This is a genomic window from Enterobacter sp. ECC-175 (assembly GCF_043968675.1).
Taxonomy (GTDB): Bacteria; Pseudomonadota; Gammaproteobacteria; order Enterobacterales; family Enterobacteriaceae; genus Enterobacter.
Genome location: NZ_CP143776.1, coordinates 3,677,888 through 3,694,047 on the forward strand (window position 1 = coordinate 3,677,888; position 16,160 = coordinate 3,694,047).

The 16,160-nt window shown below is 62.1% G+C and carries 13 protein-coding genes; 7 read left to right on the forward strand and 6 right to left on the reverse strand.

Going from position 1 to position 16,160, the window contains the following annotated elements:
* Positions 1-11 precede the first annotated feature (11 nt).
* From tssK to V1599_RS17550, 5 genes are read left to right on the forward strand one after another with little or no spacing between them, the layout of a single operon-like run.
* Positions 12-1,349, forward strand: a complete 1,338-nt coding sequence (gene tssK, locus V1599_RS17530; RefSeq protein WP_395300532.1) for a type VI secretion system baseplate subunit TssK — start codon at positions 12-14, stop codon at positions 1,347-1,349.
* Positions 1,330-2,079, forward strand: a complete 750-nt coding sequence (locus tag V1599_RS17535; RefSeq protein ID WP_395300533.1) for a DotU family type IV/VI secretion system protein — start codon at positions 1,330-1,332, stop codon at positions 2,077-2,079. Before tssK ends, V1599_RS17535 begins: the two co-directional genes overlap by 20 nt.
* Positions 2,076-5,612: a type VI secretion system protein gene (locus V1599_RS17540; protein WP_395300534.1), complete on the forward strand. Its 3,537-nt coding sequence runs from the start codon at positions 2,076-2,078 to the stop codon at positions 5,610-5,612. The genes V1599_RS17535 and V1599_RS17540 overlap by 4 nt, the downstream gene beginning before the upstream one ends.
* The gene (locus V1599_RS17545) at positions 5,612-6,532 is read left to right on the forward strand and encodes an ImpA family type VI secretion system protein (RefSeq protein WP_112010403.1); all 921 of its coding nucleotides are present in this window, start codon (positions 5,612-5,614) and stop codon (positions 6,530-6,532) included. The genes V1599_RS17540 and V1599_RS17545 overlap by 1 nt, the downstream gene beginning before the upstream one ends.
* Positions 6,529-6,921, forward strand: a complete 393-nt coding sequence (locus tag V1599_RS17550) for a DUF4280 domain-containing protein (RefSeq protein ID WP_112010402.1) — start codon at positions 6,529-6,531, stop codon at positions 6,919-6,921. The genes V1599_RS17545 and V1599_RS17550 overlap by 4 nt, the downstream gene beginning before the upstream one ends.
* Positions 6,922-6,974: 53 nt before the next feature.
* On the opposite strand, the gene V1599_RS17555 is transcribed toward V1599_RS17550, so the two are convergent.
* Positions 6,975-7,235: a DUF2534 family protein gene (locus tag V1599_RS17555; RefSeq protein ID WP_112010401.1), complete on the reverse strand. Its 261-nt coding sequence runs from the start codon at positions 7,233-7,235 to the stop codon at positions 6,975-6,977.
* 210 nt (positions 7,236-7,445) lie between these two features.
* On the opposite strand from V1599_RS17555, the gene eco reads away from it, so the two are divergent.
* Positions 7,446-7,946: a serine protease inhibitor ecotin gene (gene eco, locus V1599_RS17560; protein ID WP_112010400.1), complete on the forward strand. Its 501-nt coding sequence runs from the start codon at positions 7,446-7,448 to the stop codon at positions 7,944-7,946.
* A 106-nt stretch (positions 7,947-8,052) separates the two neighbouring features.
* Here the strand turns inward: eco and mqo are convergent, their stop codons facing one another.
* Entirely contained in the window at positions 8,053-9,702 is a 1,650-nt protein-coding gene (gene mqo / locus V1599_RS17565; protein ID WP_395300535.1) for a malate dehydrogenase (quinone), read from the reverse strand.
* Between the two features lie 184 nt (positions 9,703-9,886).
* On the opposite strand from mqo, the gene V1599_RS17570 reads away from it, so the two are divergent.
* On the forward strand, positions 9,887-11,170 hold the full coding sequence (locus V1599_RS17570; RefSeq protein ID WP_112010398.1) for a SulP family inorganic anion transporter: 1,284 nt from the start codon (positions 9,887-9,889) through the stop codon (positions 11,168-11,170).
* Here the strand turns inward: V1599_RS17570 and mgtE are convergent.
* The 4 genes from mgtE to ada form a co-directional block, all read right to left on the reverse strand.
* Positions 11,133-12,569 (reverse strand): magnesium transporter, encoded by a 1,437-nt coding sequence (gene mgtE, locus V1599_RS17575; protein ID WP_112010397.1) that lies wholly within the window; start codon positions 12,567-12,569, stop codon positions 11,133-11,135. The genes V1599_RS17570 and mgtE overlap by 38 nt on opposite strands.
* 146 nt (positions 12,570-12,715) lie before the next feature.
* A complete protein-coding gene (locus V1599_RS17580) occupies positions 12,716-14,359 on the reverse strand; it encodes a multidrug ABC transporter permease/ATP-binding protein (RefSeq protein ID WP_112010396.1) in 1,644 nt (547 codons plus the stop codon).
* 57 nt (positions 14,360-14,416) lie between these two features.
* On the reverse strand, positions 14,417-15,085 hold the full coding sequence (gene alkB, locus V1599_RS17585) for a DNA oxidative demethylase AlkB (protein ID WP_112010395.1): 669 nt from the start codon (positions 15,083-15,085) through the stop codon (positions 14,417-14,419).
* Positions 15,085-16,143 carry a bifunctional DNA-binding transcriptional regulator/O6-methylguanine-DNA methyltransferase Ada gene (gene ada, locus V1599_RS17590; RefSeq protein ID WP_112010394.1) on the reverse strand — a complete coding sequence of 353 codons (1,059 nt, stop codon included), beginning with the start codon at positions 16,141-16,143 and terminating at the stop codon, positions 15,085-15,087. The genes alkB and ada overlap by 1 nt, the downstream gene beginning before the upstream one ends.
* Positions 16,144-16,160 lie beyond the last annotated feature (17 nt).

Here is a 16,160-nt window from a genome sequence, read left to right on the forward strand (position 1 = left end):
AGGAAGAAACGATGAGCACAATTCCGGCAATGGTCTGCTGGTATGAAGGAATGGCAATGCTGCCCCAGCATTTCCAGCTGCAGGCATTGCGTAATGAAATTCTTTCCGCCGCGCTTGCGCGGAGCGCTAACCCCTTTTTCTGGGGCGTAAAAGAGCTGCAGATCGATGAGGCGGCGCTGTGCGCTGGCGTGCTGCGCATTCTGCACCTGGAGGCCATCATGCCCGATGGTACGCCGGTTGATTACCGCGCGTACGGCGATTCACCGCTCGAATTTGACTGCGCGCGCCTGCTCCCGGCAGCGCCGGACAGCGAGCAGCGGCTCTGGCTGGCGCTGGCGCCGCACAGCCGCGCCGGAGAGTGGCAGCAGATGAGCACCCGCAACCGCTCCATTAACAGCGCGCCGCTGCCGGACCTGTGCAGCGGGGAATTTCCCGAAAGCATCCCCCTCTGGCAGCCCGCACCGCGCCTGCTGATGTCGCACGAGCGCGCCGATTTCGTCTGCCTGCCGCTGCTGCAGGTGGTCTACACCGAAGGCGGTTTTCGTCAAAGCGAGTGGTTCCCCCCCTCGCCCCGCGTCAGCGAAGCGAGCTATCTCAGCCGCCATGCGCGCCAGATCTGCCTGCAGGCAAGAGAGAAAATCCTGTTCCTGAGCCGGGAGATGCAGCTGGCGCAGCAGAATCAGCGCGGCGACGACTGGCTGTGGCTGACGCTGTCGCTACAGAGCATTCAGGGAACGCTGCCGCTGCTGGAAACGCTGGTCAACGGCGGAGAGACGCATCCGCAGGATCTCTGGCGCGCGCTGTGCCTGTTCGTTGGGCAGACGGCGATGCTGACCCAGGACAAAACGCTGCCCCTGCTGCCCGCCTTCGATTACCAGAACATGCATCACGGCTTTGCCACGCTGTTTTCACTGCTGAATGCGCAGCTGGCGCACGTTCATCGCCGCTACCTCCGGCTCAGCTTCAGCAGAGAAGGCGGCCATTTCTCCCTGCGGCTTCCGGCGGATGTGCACGCCGGGGAAGAGGTCGTTATCGGCATTCTGATGCCCAACGGCGACGCCGCCCGGGCCGACGCGTGGCTCCAGCGCAGCCTGATTGCCAGCCAGCCCTTTCTGCCCATCCTGCGCCGCCAGCGAATGCACGGCATGGCTTTCGTCCCGCTGGCGTCACAAAAGCGCGGCGACTGGGAGATCGACGGCAGCATCGCGCTGTTCACCCTGACGCTGCCCCCCCAGTGGTTTGAAAAGGAGGCGCCGCTGGTGGTCGCGCCGCTCCATGAAACGGACGCGATGCCGCAGCAAATGATGCTTTACCGACAGGAGGATCGCCATGACGCCCGCGGCTCCTGACATGCCCGCCAGCCGGCTGTTTGATGACGCCTTCTCCCGCTGGCTGGTGCAGTTCGACGGCTGGAAAAGCAGCACGCTGCCGCCCGATGCGCTGCATCTTCAGGCGTTTGAATACGCGAATCACCTCGTGGCGGAATACGGCCGACGCCTGACGCGCGAGCTGGGCTCGCCCTTTCAGCAGCAGATTGATGACGCCATTTACGCGCTGGTGGCGCTGATCGATGAAACGGTTCTTTACAGCGACTGGCCCGCGCTCGGCCTGTGGCAAAGCTGTCCGCTGGAATATCATCTGTGGCAAACCCACAGCGCGGGGGATCGGATCCCGCGCAAGATTGACAGCGTGCTCAGCGAGCGTCACCCGGGGCAGCGAGATATAGCCGCGGTCTGGCTACGCTGCCTGACGCTCGGGTTCGGCTCCCGCCGCGAGGATTTTAACCCCCAGTTCCGACAGGAAACCTGCCGCCTGCTCTGGCTTTTCGCCTTCCAGTGCGACGCGCAGGCCGATGATATCGCCGAGCGTATGGCCTCCGCGTCGCTGGGCTCGCCCCTGCTGCTCCCGGCGCGCCGCCGCCTGCCGGATAATTCCCAGCTGCACCTCATCGCCATTATCGTGCTGCTGGCGCTGCTGCTGCTAAGCCAGCGCCTGTGGTTCAGCATTGAAGAGGCGATTGGCGTCAACACGCTGCCGGACTTTCCGGTCACCCAGTCCTGCCCGGGAGATGAAAAGTGACGCAACCCTGGCTGACGCTGTTGATTATCGTGCTGGTAGTGCTGGCCCTTACGCTCTGGTGCGTCTGGTGGCAGTGGGAGTATCGCAACAATACCTTCATCCGCGCGCAAAAGGAGATCCAGCGCGCCTGCGGCGATCGGGATCCCTATGACAACATGCGCGTCCTGATGCTCGGCAACGAAGAGGACAACCGCCTGCTCTGCCGAAGCTGGTCGCTGACCGACGGCGCGGAAAACTGGTTCGGGCAGTGGTGGTTTAACCCGCAGTGCAGCCTGCTTTGCGTGCCGCAGGCGTTACAAGCCGCCGGAAAGAAACGGCTTATCCGCCAGAATGACTGGCAAAAACTGCTGGCCGCGCTGGTGAAAAGCCGCCCTCAGCGTCCGCTCGATGCCCTGGCTATCACCCTGCCGCTGGAGGCGCTGAGCGGCGATGGTGCCGCTCGCGCCGGCCTGCTGAACCACTGTCAGCAGATACAGCAGGTTTGCGGGCTAAGCCTGCCCATCTACCTGCTCATCAGCGGCATGGAATCGCTGGACGGTACCGCCGCGCTGCTTGCGCAGCTCCCTCCGGAGGCGCGCCGCAGCCCTGTCGGCAGCGCGATCCCCATGGCCAGGGAAGCGGTCTGGAAGCCGCAGCGGATCGACGATGCGCTGGACAGTACCCGGGCAGCGCTGCGCCAGACCATTACCGAACTCGGCGCGCTGCAGGGAAATACGCCGCCCGCGCTGTTCCGGCTGCCGGAGTCTATTCCGCCGCTCGCCGCGCCGCTCCACGACTATTTTGATACGCTGCTCAACAGCAACGCCCGCGACGAGCCGCCGCTGCTGAGGGGGATCTGGTTTGTCGCCAGAACCCTGACGGAGGACAAACCGCAGATGCAGTTTTGCCAGGCGCTGCTCGGCGGAAAAATCGCCGCGGAGCGCGGGCTCGCCCTGCCCGTACGCCGCCTGCTGCGCCTGAACCTGCGCCGCCATTTTATCACCCTCGCCTGCTACAGCTGTCTTTGCGTCGCGTTGCTTATCGCCATGATCTGGTGCTGGCGGTACCAATATCCTAACGCCCAGCAGCTGCACGACCGCCTGCAGATACTGGCGGCGCAAACCGCCGATGCCCCCGGCGATCGCTCGGCCGCCCTGTACTGGCGCGTGCTAAACGCGATCCCGCAATGGCAGTTTCGCTCCGTCGTCTGGCCCGGCTCGCTGTTCAGCCGTACCGATACCAGGCTGCGGGAAACCTTCAACAGCGCCACCCTGAGCAGCCTGCTGGTGCCCGCGACCAACGGCATCTGCCTGCAAAGCCGGGAAAACGACGGCCGGGACGGGGACGATCTGCTGCCGGAAGAACGCTACCGGCAGATCCAGCACCTTCTGGCCCAGGCAAAGCAGATGGAGTCGCGCTATCTGCCCTTGCTCCAGCTGATGCAGGTAAAAAAACCTACCGTGCAGACGCTGGCGACCGTCAGCGACAGCGTCTGGGGCGTGAAGGTCGACGCCGACTCGCTGCCATCGCAGGAGGCGCTGAACGCGATGTTCGCGACGCTTAACCTTTCTCGCCTGCGGTTGCCCGACGCCAGCGAACTGACCCAGCGCAACAGCGCGCTGTTTTCCCGTGAAACCCTGCGCTGGCTGGAGCAGAACTATGGCAACACCAGCCTTGATACCCATGAAGAGCAGCTCGAGCAGCTGCTTACGCTGTTCAGCAACGGCACGCGCGTCACCCCGCTGTTCGTGCGTTCGCTGGTCCGCCAGGTGAGCCGCCTGCAGGGTACGCTGACGACAATCAACAACCTCAGCCGCGACGCCACGCACACGCCGATCCGCCTGCCGCTGGACGAGCTGCTGGCCCAGGCCCGCGCGCTGCGGCTGATCGACAACGGCGTGATTGGGGCGCTGCTGCGTCACGAAGCCCTGCTGCGCCAGCGCTTCCTGGCGCAGGTCGACGGCTCCCGGCTGCACTTCTCTTCCCTGACCGAACAGGCGCCGGAAGGCGATTTCAACGTATCGCCGGATATTCTGGCGCTGCAGAAAAGCCTGCGCGACCTGCTGAATCAGCCCTTCTGGCAGCAGGGCGTTAGCGCGGATACGGAACCTGACGCGGGATACCCGGGCAACCTGCAGCTTCAGCAGGCGCAGGCGCTGTACGCCGGGTATGAGCGCTTTATGCAGCAGCTCCCGGACAGCGTCTGGCGTCCGAGGCTGGCCCAGCTGGCGCAGCAGGCGGCGGAAAACGCCATGCGCCAGGCGCTCTACGCGGGCGCGGCCAGCGTGGCGCAAAGCAACGCTATTAGCACCGCCAGCGCGGACCGGGTTATTGACGCGTTCGGCCAGCTTAATCGCCCTCAGGCCGCCGACGCGCTGCGCCGGCAAATTGCCGCTCAGGTGATTGCCCGGGTGCGTCAGGACGGCAGCGCGCTGCTCCCGGCGGTGGATCCCCCGCCCGTCAGCTACGCCACCGCCGAACAGGCGCAGGCCAGCGGCCAGAAGGCGGCAGGCTGGGCCGCCGCGCAGGCGGAGCAAATCTCCGCGGCGCTGGCCCGCTATCAGCAGGACATTGACTGGCTCGACAGGCAGCGCGGCTGGCTCGCGCCGGAGGATAATCAGCCGATCGCCCGCTGGAGCAGCTCGCTTCGGGCCATGCAGCGAATGCAGGAGCAAGATCCGGGGAGCCCGCCGGTCCAGATGAATGCCCTTGCCGCGGCGCTCCCGACGATGAGCGCGCAAAACTGCCGGGACGAACTGGCGCAGTACGGGGCGTCCGGCGGCATTGATTTTTACAGCCAGTCGCTGAACGCGCTGGTCAACGCCTCGCAGCAAAAGTGCCGTCAGCTGCGCCAGCAGGCGAGCGTCGGCGCGACGCAGAAAATTTTCACGCTCTACAACGCCTGGCTGTCGGGGCGGTTTCCCTTCACCGCCGTGCCGCACGCGCCGGATGCCGACGTCGACCGGGTGCGGGAGCTGAACGAGCTGCTCGCACAGCTTCCGGCGGAGGCGCTAGCCGAACAGCCGCCGCTGATTCAGCAGCTGGCGGCGGCACGGCCGCTGCTGGCCGCGCTGGTTGCGCCCGAAGGGGTGACCGTGCGGGTTATCTGGCGAACCTCGCGCCAGCGCGAAAGCGGCGCGGACCAGATAGCCGACTGGCGGCTAATCGGCAATCAGCAAAGCATCAGCTATCCGGGGGGAGCAACCGATCTCCAGTGGCGCAGCGGCGATAGCCTGAGCTTCAGCCTGCGCTGGGCCGCGAACTCCGCCTGGCGGCCCCTGCCGGGCAGCGCGCAAGCCAGCGTGACGGTAAGCGGAGATACGGGCCGCTGGCGCTGGCAGGGGGCGTGGTCGCTGCTGAGAATGATTGGGGAACAGCGCGTGGGCGGCGCGCTGGCGCAGCCTCTGCCGCTGCGCTTTATGCTTCCGGTGGGCGAGGGTCATCAGCAGATGCAGGCGACCGTCTTTTTGCAGATCGCCCTGCTGGATAGCAAAGAAAAGACGCAGCTACCGTGGATCCCCCTAACCGAGCAGGGATTATCAGGAGGACAATGATGGAACATATCGAGGCGCTGCTGGCGCCCATTGCGGCGGATAACCGCTGCGGAGATCCAATCCGCTACTCGCCGGCGTTCGACAGGCTGGTCGCCGCCCGGCAGCAGGATGACGAAACGCTGCCCACCGGCGTCTGGCAGAGCACGCCGCGGCGCGCCGACTGGGAGGACGTCGCCAGCATCGCCGTTGAGCTGACCGAAACGCTGAGTAAGGACCTGGTGATTATGGGCTGGCTGGGCGAAGCGTGGATCAGAACGCGCGGCCTGGCCGCCCTGCCCGACGCGCTGGCGCTGGCGACGCTGGCGCTGGAACGCTACCCGGAGGAGCTGCATCCGCAGATCAAAGAGGGGGATTACGACTATCGCGCCGCGCCACTGCGCTGGATGGCGCAGCATTACGCCGCGCTGATTGCCGAGGCCCCGCTCTTTTGCGTCAACGGGGAAAACGTCTCGTTAGCGCAATGGCAGCAGGGGAAGCTTGCGGCAATCCCACTGCCCGGCGCAGACGCCGCGCAGGTTCAGGCGTTGACGGAAAGCCTGGAGTGGCTTACGCGCCTGAATGCCGTATGCCAGAGCTGGCCCGCCGCCTCGGCCCCCTCCTTCAGCGCGCTGGAGCAAAAGATCAAAACGGGCCTGCAGGCGCTGGGGAACGTTGCGCCGCAAGCGCCGCCGCCGCTGGTAATGGAGACGCCGCCCGTGGCCAGCGAGGCTATCGCGTTGGCGGATCGGGAACAGGCCTATCGGGTGATGAAGCAGGTGGCGGATTACCTGGCGCGCACCGAACCGCACAGCCCGGTGCCCTATTTGCTGTACCGCGCCTTTGCCTGGGGGCATATGCCGCTGCCGGAGCTGCTCTCGGAACTGATTAACAGCGATGAATCCGCCCGCCGACTGTGGCGGCAAATGGGGGTGTTACCATGAGTTGTCCAGGAGTTTGTACCGGCGCAGTCATGCAGTGTTCATTCGGCGTCGCGCCCGCCACGCTGAACGTCATGCCCGTCAGCCGAACAATCGTCAACAACATGCCGATGGCAAATATTCTGGATAACAAGCCGTTTATTAATATCTTGCCCTTCGGGATGTGCAACAGCATCGCCAACCCGACCGTAGCCGCGGCCACCGCGGCGGCGCTTGGGGTTCTGACGCCGATGCCGTGCATTCCATCGACCATTGCCCCCTGGGTGCCGGGCTCGCCAACGATAATGGTGGGCAATGCGCCCGCCCTCACCGCACAGTCACAGCTCATGTGCATGTGGGGCGGCGTGATTCAGATAAGCTTCCCGGGGCAGGTCACGACGGTGGTGGCATAGACGAGGCGCCGGCGCGCTTCAGGGATGAAACGCGTCGGCGTCGTTCGATATGCTCAGTGCTTGTCGCGCCCGCCGAGGAAGAAGATGCCCAGCGGGATGGCAAGAAGAACGGTGAAGACCAGGCTGTAAACAAAGATCATGGCGGATTGCAGGACAAACATGCTGGTCGTCCACTGGGAGAGCGGAATGTTGTACTGTTCAATCACGCCAACGATGGTTGCCCGGCCAACGCACGCTGCGGCAATCATAAAGACCACCAGCAGAGCGAGGAGAAATTTGCGCCCTTCGGGCGTTTTCAGTTTTTCGCGAACCATGTCTCAATTCCCTTTACAGATGAATAACAATATCTGGCGCTTAAAATAACACGATCCTTCCCCTGACTCCACATCAGCACAAACCACCAGTCAATGCCATCAAAGGCAGTTCATCACGCTGTTCATTTCGAAAATATAAGTAAATCACTCCAATCATTCATATGGATTATGCTAGTCTGAATCCGTTCGTTTTAACAAAAAGGAATAACTGTGAAAAACGCCCCTAAATTTGCCATTGCCCTGATTGCCGCTGCCGTAAGCGTCAGCGCGTTTGCTAATGACGCTCAGAAAGAGCAGCCGCTGGAAAAAGTCGCGCCGTATCCGCAGGCGGAGAAAGGCATGAAGCGCCAGGTGATTCAGCTCCCCGTTCAGCAAGACGAAGGGAACTTTAAAGTTGAGCTGCTAATTGGCCAGACGCTTGAGGTGGACTGCAACCAGCATCGCCTGGGCGGCCAGCTGGAAAGCAAAACCCTGGAAGGCTGGGGCTATGACTACTACGTCTTCGACAAAGTGACGTCTCCGGTCTCCACCATGATGGCCTGCCCGGACGGCAAAAAAGAGAAGAAATTTGTGACCGCGTATCTGGGCGACAATAGCCTGCTTCGCTACAACAGCAAGCTGCCGATCGTGGTGTATACGCCGGAAAACGTGGACGTGAAGTATCGCGTGTGGAAGGCGGATGAGACAGTCGGACAAGCGGTAGTACGCTAAGAATAAGTCGGGTGACGGCTTCACCGGGCCCTCACCCCAACCCTCTCCCACAGGGAGAGGGAGAAGACATAAAAACGGTAACGGATGTTACCGTTTTTCTTTTACATTACAGCGCGATATCCGCCACCGGCTTGTTTTCCGGCTGAGGCTTCAGCTCGGCTTTAGGCGCAGCGTCTGCCGCCTGCGGCTTCACGTACTGCAGCTGCAGCACGCGGCTGGTGTACTCCAGCTCTTGTTCCGTTGCGTCGACGTTGCCGTTCAGCTTCGTGCCGTAAGACGGAATAATGGTTTTCAGCTTCGCCTGCCACTCCGGGCTGGCAACTTTATCTTTAAACACTTTTTCCATCAGGTGCAGCATGATTGGCGCAGCGGTTGACGCGCCCGGTGACGCGCCCAGCAGCGCGGCAATGGTGCCATCCTTATCGCTCACCACTTCCGTCCCCAGACGCAGCACGCCGCCCTCTTTCGGATCGCGCTTGATAATCTGCACGCGCTGGCCCGCCTGCCACAAACGCCAGTCCTCTTTCTTCGCCTGCGGATAGTACTCTTTCAGCGCCGCGAAGCGGTCGTCGTCGGAGAGCATCACCTGGCTAATCAGGTATTTCACCAGATCGAAGTTATCCAGGCCTACGTCCACCATCGGCTTGAAGTTGGAGGTGGTGGTCGCGCTCAGCAGGTCGAACAGCGAGCCGTTTTTCAGGAACTTCGTTGAGAAGGTGGCGAACGGCCCGAACAGCACCACGCGCTTGCCGTCCAGCATGCGGGTATCGATGTGCGGTACGGACATCGGCGGCGCGCCGACGGAGGCCTGGCCGTAGACTTTCGCCAGATGGCGGTTAACCACTTCAGGGTTCTCGGATACGAGGAACTGGCCGCCCACCGGGAAGCCCGCGTAGTCGTCCGCTTCAGGAATCCCGGTCTCCTGCAGCAGCTTCAGCGCCGCGCCGCCGGCACCGATAAAGACAAACTTCGCCTTGATGACGCGCTCGGCGTCGTTGTTTTTCAGATCGGCAACGGTCACGCTCCAGCTGTTGTCCGCGTTGCGCTTAAAGCCGCGCACCTCGGTGCTGAGCTGCAGGTTGAAGTTCTCTTTCTTCTTCAGAGCGCCCACCAGCTGGCGGGTGATTTCCCCGTAGTTCACGTCGGTGCCGATTTCGGTACGCGTGGCGGCCACCTTCTGGTTCGGATCGCGCCCTTCCATGACCAGCGGCGCCCACTCTTTGATCTGCGCGTGATCTTCAGAATATTTCATGCCGCGGAACAGGGTGCTCTGCTGCAGCGCCGCATAGCGCGCGCGCAGGAAGTTCACGTTCTGGTCGCCCCAGACGAAGCTCATGTGCGGTACGGTATTAATGAAGGAGTGCGGATCGTGCATCACGCCGCTGTTGACCTGGTGAGACCAGAACTGGCGTGAGATCTGGAAGGCTTCGTTAATCTCCACCGCCTTCTCGATACTAATGGAACCGTCCTTTTTCTGCGGCGTATAGTTCAGTTCCATGAGTGCCGAATGGCCGGTGCCGGCGTTGTTCCAGCCGTTAGAGCTTTCCTGCGCCACGCCGTCGAGGCGCTCGACCATGGTCATCGACCAGTCCGGCTGAAGCTCTTGCAGATAGGTTCCCAGAGTAGCGCTCATGATGCCGCCACCAATTAAAAGGACGTCCGTCTCCTGCTCTTTTGGTGCGTCTGCTTTCGCCGCCATTGAGACGGCGTTCAGCCCCACGGCCAGAGAAAAGAGCATGGCAGTCATTTTTTTCATAATTTTGCCTTCGTTGAATGTACTTGTGCGTGGAAATTGCAGGTGAAAAAACTGCGGAGGCAACGGTAGCAACTTTTAAATATTGTTTAAAGGTTACGAAATTATTGTAATTGTGAAATTTAATGGTGGAATGTTTGTGTGGCATTCCGCGTGCGGGTAGCAAAGCGCGACGATTGTGGCTACTATGCTGCACTTTGTGATCGCGCGCACGGAAGCCTGCCCTAACCTGCGAACTGCTATGCCTTTAACTCAATCTCAAGATCGCGTTATCAACGTGATTCGTTCCCCCTCTCGCCTGATGCGCGAAACGCTGGCGGGCGTGATTACCGCCCTCGCCCTGATCCCGGAAGTGATTTCGTTTTCCGTTGTCGCGGGCGTTGATCCGAAGGTCAGCCTGGTCGCCTCCGTGGTGCTCTGCTTTGCCCTCTCCGTGCTGGGCGGCCGCCCGGCGATGGTGACCGCCGCCGCGGGCTCCGTCGCGCTGGTCATTGGACCAATGGTCCACCAGCACGGCGTTCAGTACATTCTCCCCGCCGTCATCATGGCGGGCGTCATCCAGATCCTCTTCGGCGCGCTGGGGATGGCGCGGCTGATGCGTTTTGTGCCTCAGCCGGTGATGACCGGTTTTGTTAACGCGCTGGGAATACTGATTTTCTTCGCCCAGGTTCCGCATTTCTGGAGCCGCAGCCCGCTGATCCTCGGGCTGTTCGTCCTGACGCTGCTGATCGTGCTGTGGGTGCCGCGCTACGTTAAAAGCGTGCCGTCGCCGCTGATTGCCATCGTGGTGTTAACCCTGTTCACCGTCACCACCGGGCAGATCCTGCCGACCGTGGGCGACGAAGGCTCCATGAGCGGCGGCCTGCCGGGGCTAACGGAACTGCTGGTGCCGCTCAATCTTGAGACGCTGAGCATCATCTGGCCCTGCGCGCTGAGCATCGCGTTTGTCGGCCTGCTTGAATCGCTGCTGACCGCGAAGCTGGTAGACGAGCTGACCGCAACGCCGTCAAGCAAGCGTCGCGAAAGCATTGGGCTGGGCGTCGGGAATATTCTGGCCGGATTTTACGGCGGCATTGCGGGCTGCGCGATGATTGGGCAAACCATCGTCAACGTGGAGATGGGCAAAGGCCGCAGCCGCGTCTCCACCATTGCCGCCGCCGCCGTGCTGCTGGTGCTGGTCACGGCGCTGAGCGAGGTGATGGCAAAAATACCGATGGCCGTGCTGGCCGGGATCATGGCCATCGTGGCGGTGAAAACGTTCAGCTGGCACAGCGTTCAGCCCGCGACCGTCAAGCGCGCGCCGGTAGCCGAAACGCTGGTGATGCTGGTGACGGTGGCCGCCACCGTCTCGACCGGTAACCTGGCGATTGGGGTATTGGGCGGGATCGTAGTGATGGTTATTCTCCCTGCCCGCCTCAGGCGCGCGCGCCTGGCTAAAGAAGAAACACCGTCGCCAGCCCAAGGAAAATAAAGAAGCCGCCGGTATCGGTAATGGCGGTGATCATCACGCTCGACCCCACCGCGGGGTCGCGCCCCAGTTTGGTCATCGTTAACGGGATAATAACGCCCATCATCGACGCCACCAGCAGGTTCAGGACCATCGCCAGCATCATTACGCCGCCCAGCGCCATATCGTCGTACAGCCACCAGGTAATGCCGCCCATGATCCCGCCCCACACCAGGCCGTTGATCAACGCCACGCCCATCTCCCTGAAGATCAGGAAGGCAAAGTTGCCGGGCTGAATGTTCTCCAGCGCCAGGGCGCGAACGATCATGGTGATGGTCTGGTTGCCGGTGTTACCGCCAATGCCCGCCACGATCGGCATCAGCGAGGCCAGCGCCACCAGTTGGGAAATGGTGTGCTCAAACCCGTCGATGACGCGGGAAGCGATAAACGCGGTGCAGAGGTTGATCGCCAGCCACGCCCAGCGGGTTTTCACCGCCTTGCCCACCGAGGCATGCACGTCATCTTCCGCGCTGATCCCGCCGAGGGCGCGCAGGTCGTTGTCGGTTTCTTCGTAGACGACGTCCACGATCTCGTCGATGGTCAGACGCCCCATCAGCTTGCCGACGGAGTCCACCACTGCGGCGCTGACAAGGTCATCACGTTCAAAGGTACGGGCCGCTTTCTCAGCGTCATCCTCCGGGGAGAAGACCATCGGCTCGGTTTCCATCACCTCGCTCACCCGCCGCTGCGCGCTGTTGAGCAGGATGGTTTTGAGCTCCAGCTCGCCGAGCAGGGTTTTGTCCCGCGAGGTGACGAACAGCTTATCGGTGTTGTCCGGCATCTTGCCGAGGCGGCGCAGGTAGCGCTGCACGGTGCCGAGCGTGACGTCCGGGCGCACCATGATGACGCCGAACTCCATGATGGCGCCGACGCTGTTTTTCTCGTAGTGCATCACCTGACGCACGCGGGCGCGCTCGTCCGCCGGCAGCGAGGCCAGCAGGCGTCCCGTCAGGTTTCGCGGCAGGTGCTGCACGAGGTAAATCTGCTCGTCGATGTCGAGCGTCTGAACCGCATCGAGAATGTCCCGGTCGCTCATCTCATCGATCAGGTCGTCCCAGACGTTTTCAGAGGCTTCAAGCAGAACCTGCCCGCGCTCGTGATCCTGCACCAGGCGCCACAGGGCGTGACGCTCCTCGGACGGGAGGGCTTCAAGCGTATCCGCCAGGTCAGGCGGCGGTAAATGGGCAACCAGCGCACCTACCTCAGCAATATCGTCGGCTAACGTACCGACATCATATTGCTCAGCCAGGGTCAATTTTCCCAATAGCGTAGAGGTGACCGCTTTATCGGTCGTAAGGAGCCAGATGAGGCGCGCACGCTCCTGATCGCGCAACCTTGCGCTGTTTTTGTTCAATACCGACATTAATCATAAATCCATGAAATGAGATGGCATTAAGCATAGCGCGGAGATATGTAAATAAGAATAAACAACGGCGGGAGATGGAGAAAAAAACGGCATACGGGCCGCGATTTGTCCCCTCTCCCTGTGGGAGAGGGTTAAGGTGAGGCTCAGGCCGTGCGCGCCACCGCATCACGCGACGCGGCGTCGCGCTCGTCGCCCGTCAGCTCGCTTAACCTGCCGTCGCGCATCTCCAGCAGACGATCGGCATGGATGAAGTAGTGGTCATCATGGCTGATCGCAAAGATGGTCTTGCCCATCTCCTTCATCAGCGGCAGCAGCACCTGGTAAAATTCGCGGCGGAAGTGCGGGTCCTGATCCGCCGCCCATTCGTCCAGCAGGATAATATCGCGCTCCTCCGCCAGGGCCAGCAGCAGCGCCACGCGCTTTTTCTGCCCTTTTGAGAGCTTAAGATTGAGGATCTTGCCGTCCTGGAGCTCCAGCTTGTGCGACATCTGCAGATGCGCCAGCCACTTCTCCACCAGCGCCGGATTAGCTTCCTGCCCTTCCGGCCCGAGCAGCCTGTCGAAGAGCCAGACGTCCGTAAACACTGCCGAAAACAGCTTGCGGTAGTCCTCCGGTTTCTCCGCGCTCAGCGCCTTGCCGTCGAGCAGAATTTCCCCCGACAGCGGCTGATACAGCCCGGTCAGCAGCATCGCCAGCGTCGATTTTCCGCTGCCGTTGCCGCCAATCAGAAACAGCAGCTCGCCGCGGTGCAGGGTCAAATTAATCGGCCCGACCGAGAAGGCATTCTCCTGGTAGCGGAACGTTACGTCGCGCAGCTCAAGCGTTTGCCAGTTCGGGAACGCCTGCGGGCGCGGAAACTCGGCCCTGAACGGCGCGAGCTCAAACTTCCTGAGCTTATTGAAGGCCACCTGGGCACTGAGCAGCGTGGGCAGCGCGCCGACGGCGGAGAGCAGCGGCGTGCGCAAAAACAGCAGCGTTAGCGAGTAGGTTGCCGCAACGTTAGTATCGGCCCAGCCGAGGCTGTTTGCCATCCAGAACACCAGCCCGATGGCGCCGAGCATCATAATGTTCGACCAGTTCACCGCGCTCAGGTGGAACGTATCGGCGCGAATAATATGGTGACGATACTCGCGCGCGTCCGGCATATAGAGGTGGTTAAAAATATGCTCGGCGCGCTCGCGGTTCAGCGTCAGCTCTTTACGCCCTTCCAGCACCGTCTGATAGTCGTTGTAGAGCTTATCTTCCGTTTCCCGCAGCACCGCCATGTGCTTATACACGCGCGATACCAGCACAAACCCGCCCCAGATGGTGATGACAATCCACAGCGCGGTCACGGCCAGCATTTTCGTCGACAGCCACGCCAGATACGCCGCGGAGCCGAAGGTCAGAATGATCCCCTGCACCAGCTCCGGCAGACGCACGAACGCAATGGTGATGGCGCGCACGTCGCTGGTCAGCCCCGCCAAAAGAGAGGCGCTGCCGAGCTGCTCAATACGCTCTACCGGAGTATCGAGAATTCGTTTGATAAACTCGCCGCGCAGGCGGAAAACGAAGTGGTGGCCCAGCGCGGTCAGGGCGAGCTGGGAGCCGAGCGTCACAGCCATCAGCAGCAGGAGGAGGCCAAGAAACTCCGGCAGAACGGAGAGCGAGGTGTCGACCATTTCGATGAGCCGCACGTTGATAAACGCAATCAGCCCAATCCCCAACGCCGCGCTGGCGAGGCTGAGCGCCATCACCGCGATAAATGGCCAGCGGTACTGACGCCAGACAAGAAGAAGTAGTTGCATGCAGAGCAATCCGAACAAGAAAAATCAGCCAGCAGTGTAAACTGCCCGGCGCTCACATCAAGAATAATTCTTATTTTTATTCGCCATCCCCGCCTGCCGGAAGGTCAGGTTATAGCGGAACTCGCCCGTCAGGGGATGAACGCCGGGTTTGAGCGGCTGAATGCCGTGATAGAAGAGCCGCGACTCCCTGCCCCAGACCACAACGTCACCGTGCTCCAGCATCAGGCGCTGCAGCGGATCGTTACGCCGAAGGCCGCCGAACTGGAAAATAGCCGGCAGCCCTAGCGAGACGGAGACAATCGGCGCGCGCAGGTCTGGCTCGTCTTTGTCCTGGTGCAGCGAGAGCTTTGCGCCCACGGCATAGCGGTTAATAAGGCAGGCGTCCGGCTGAAAATCAGGGTAGCCCGCCTCTACCGCCGCGTCATGGCACAGCGCCGCAAACAGAGGCGGGATCGGTGGCCAGGGCTTATCGGTCACGGGGTCGGTTTCGGCGTAGACATAGCCGCGCGCGTCCGTCGCCCAGCCCAGCGTGCCGCAGTTGGTCATCGCAACCGACATGGTGTAGCCTCCCGGCGTCACCATATGGCGAAACGGCGAGATCGCTGCGACCGAAGCCATTGCGTCAAACAGCGCCGCCGCGCGCGACAGCGCAAAGCGGCGCAGGATCGTCGCCCCCGGCGCCAGCGGTTCCTGCCAGGGTTCAGCGTCAGCAAAGAGATCGAGCATTAGCCCTCCTGCGTTTTAGTTTCGCGGCGTAAAAGATGCGCTTTACGCGCCGTTCCCCAGCGGTAGCCGGACAGCGCGCCGTCGTTTCGCACTACGCGGTGACACGGAATAACAATCGCCAGCGTATTTGCCGCGCACGCGCCCGCCACGGCGCGCACGGCGTTCGGCTTGCCAATGCTTCGCGCCACCTGCTGGTAGCTTGCCGTCTCGCCGCAGGGAATTGCCCTCAGCGCCTGCCAGACCTGCTGCTGAAAGGCCGTACCGCGGATATCCAGCGGCAGCGTTAGCGGCAAGGCCTGGCTGTCGATGCTGGCAATGACCTGCATGACGCGGCGGGCAAAGTCGCCCCGCATCGGCTCGGGCCGGGCGTGCGGAAACAGCGACACCAGCTCATTCGTGACCTCAGCGTCGTCGTCACCCAGCAGTATCGCGCAAATTCCCCGCTCGCTTTCGCCCACCAGGCAGCGGCCTAGCGAGCAGTCAGCGATAGCGTAACGCACGGCGGCGTCGCCTTTGCGATACTGCTTTGCGGTCATCCCCAGCGCGGCATCCGCTTTGCGATAGAAGCTGCTGCTGTCCGGGAATCCTGCCGCCAGCACGGCATCGGTAATTTTATCCCCCTGCGCCAGCGCGCGGCGCAGGCGCTTTTCCCGCGCCGCCTGCTGCCAGGCTTTAGGCGTCATGCCGGTGATCGATTTAAACAGCCGGTGGAAGTGGAAAGGACTCATGGCCACCTGCCGGGCCAGCCCTTCCAGCGTCAGGGCGGGATCGTGCTCCAGCAGTCGGCAGGCCTGCTCTACCTTAGCCAGCTTCTGTTCCTGCGGATTGATTTTGTCCGGCATGCAGCGTTTGCACGGCCTGAAACCGTCCTCGGCTGCGTGCTGCGCATCAGGATAAAAGCGGACGTTTTCACGCAGCGCGCGGCGGGCGCGACAGGACGGGCGGCAGAAAATGCCGGTCGTTTGCACGGCAAAGACAAACTGATTATCCGCATCCGGATCGCGGGCCAGCACCGCCAGCCAGCGCTCCTCATCGGTCGTAAAGGCTACATGTTTCATCATCGACTCCTCCTACA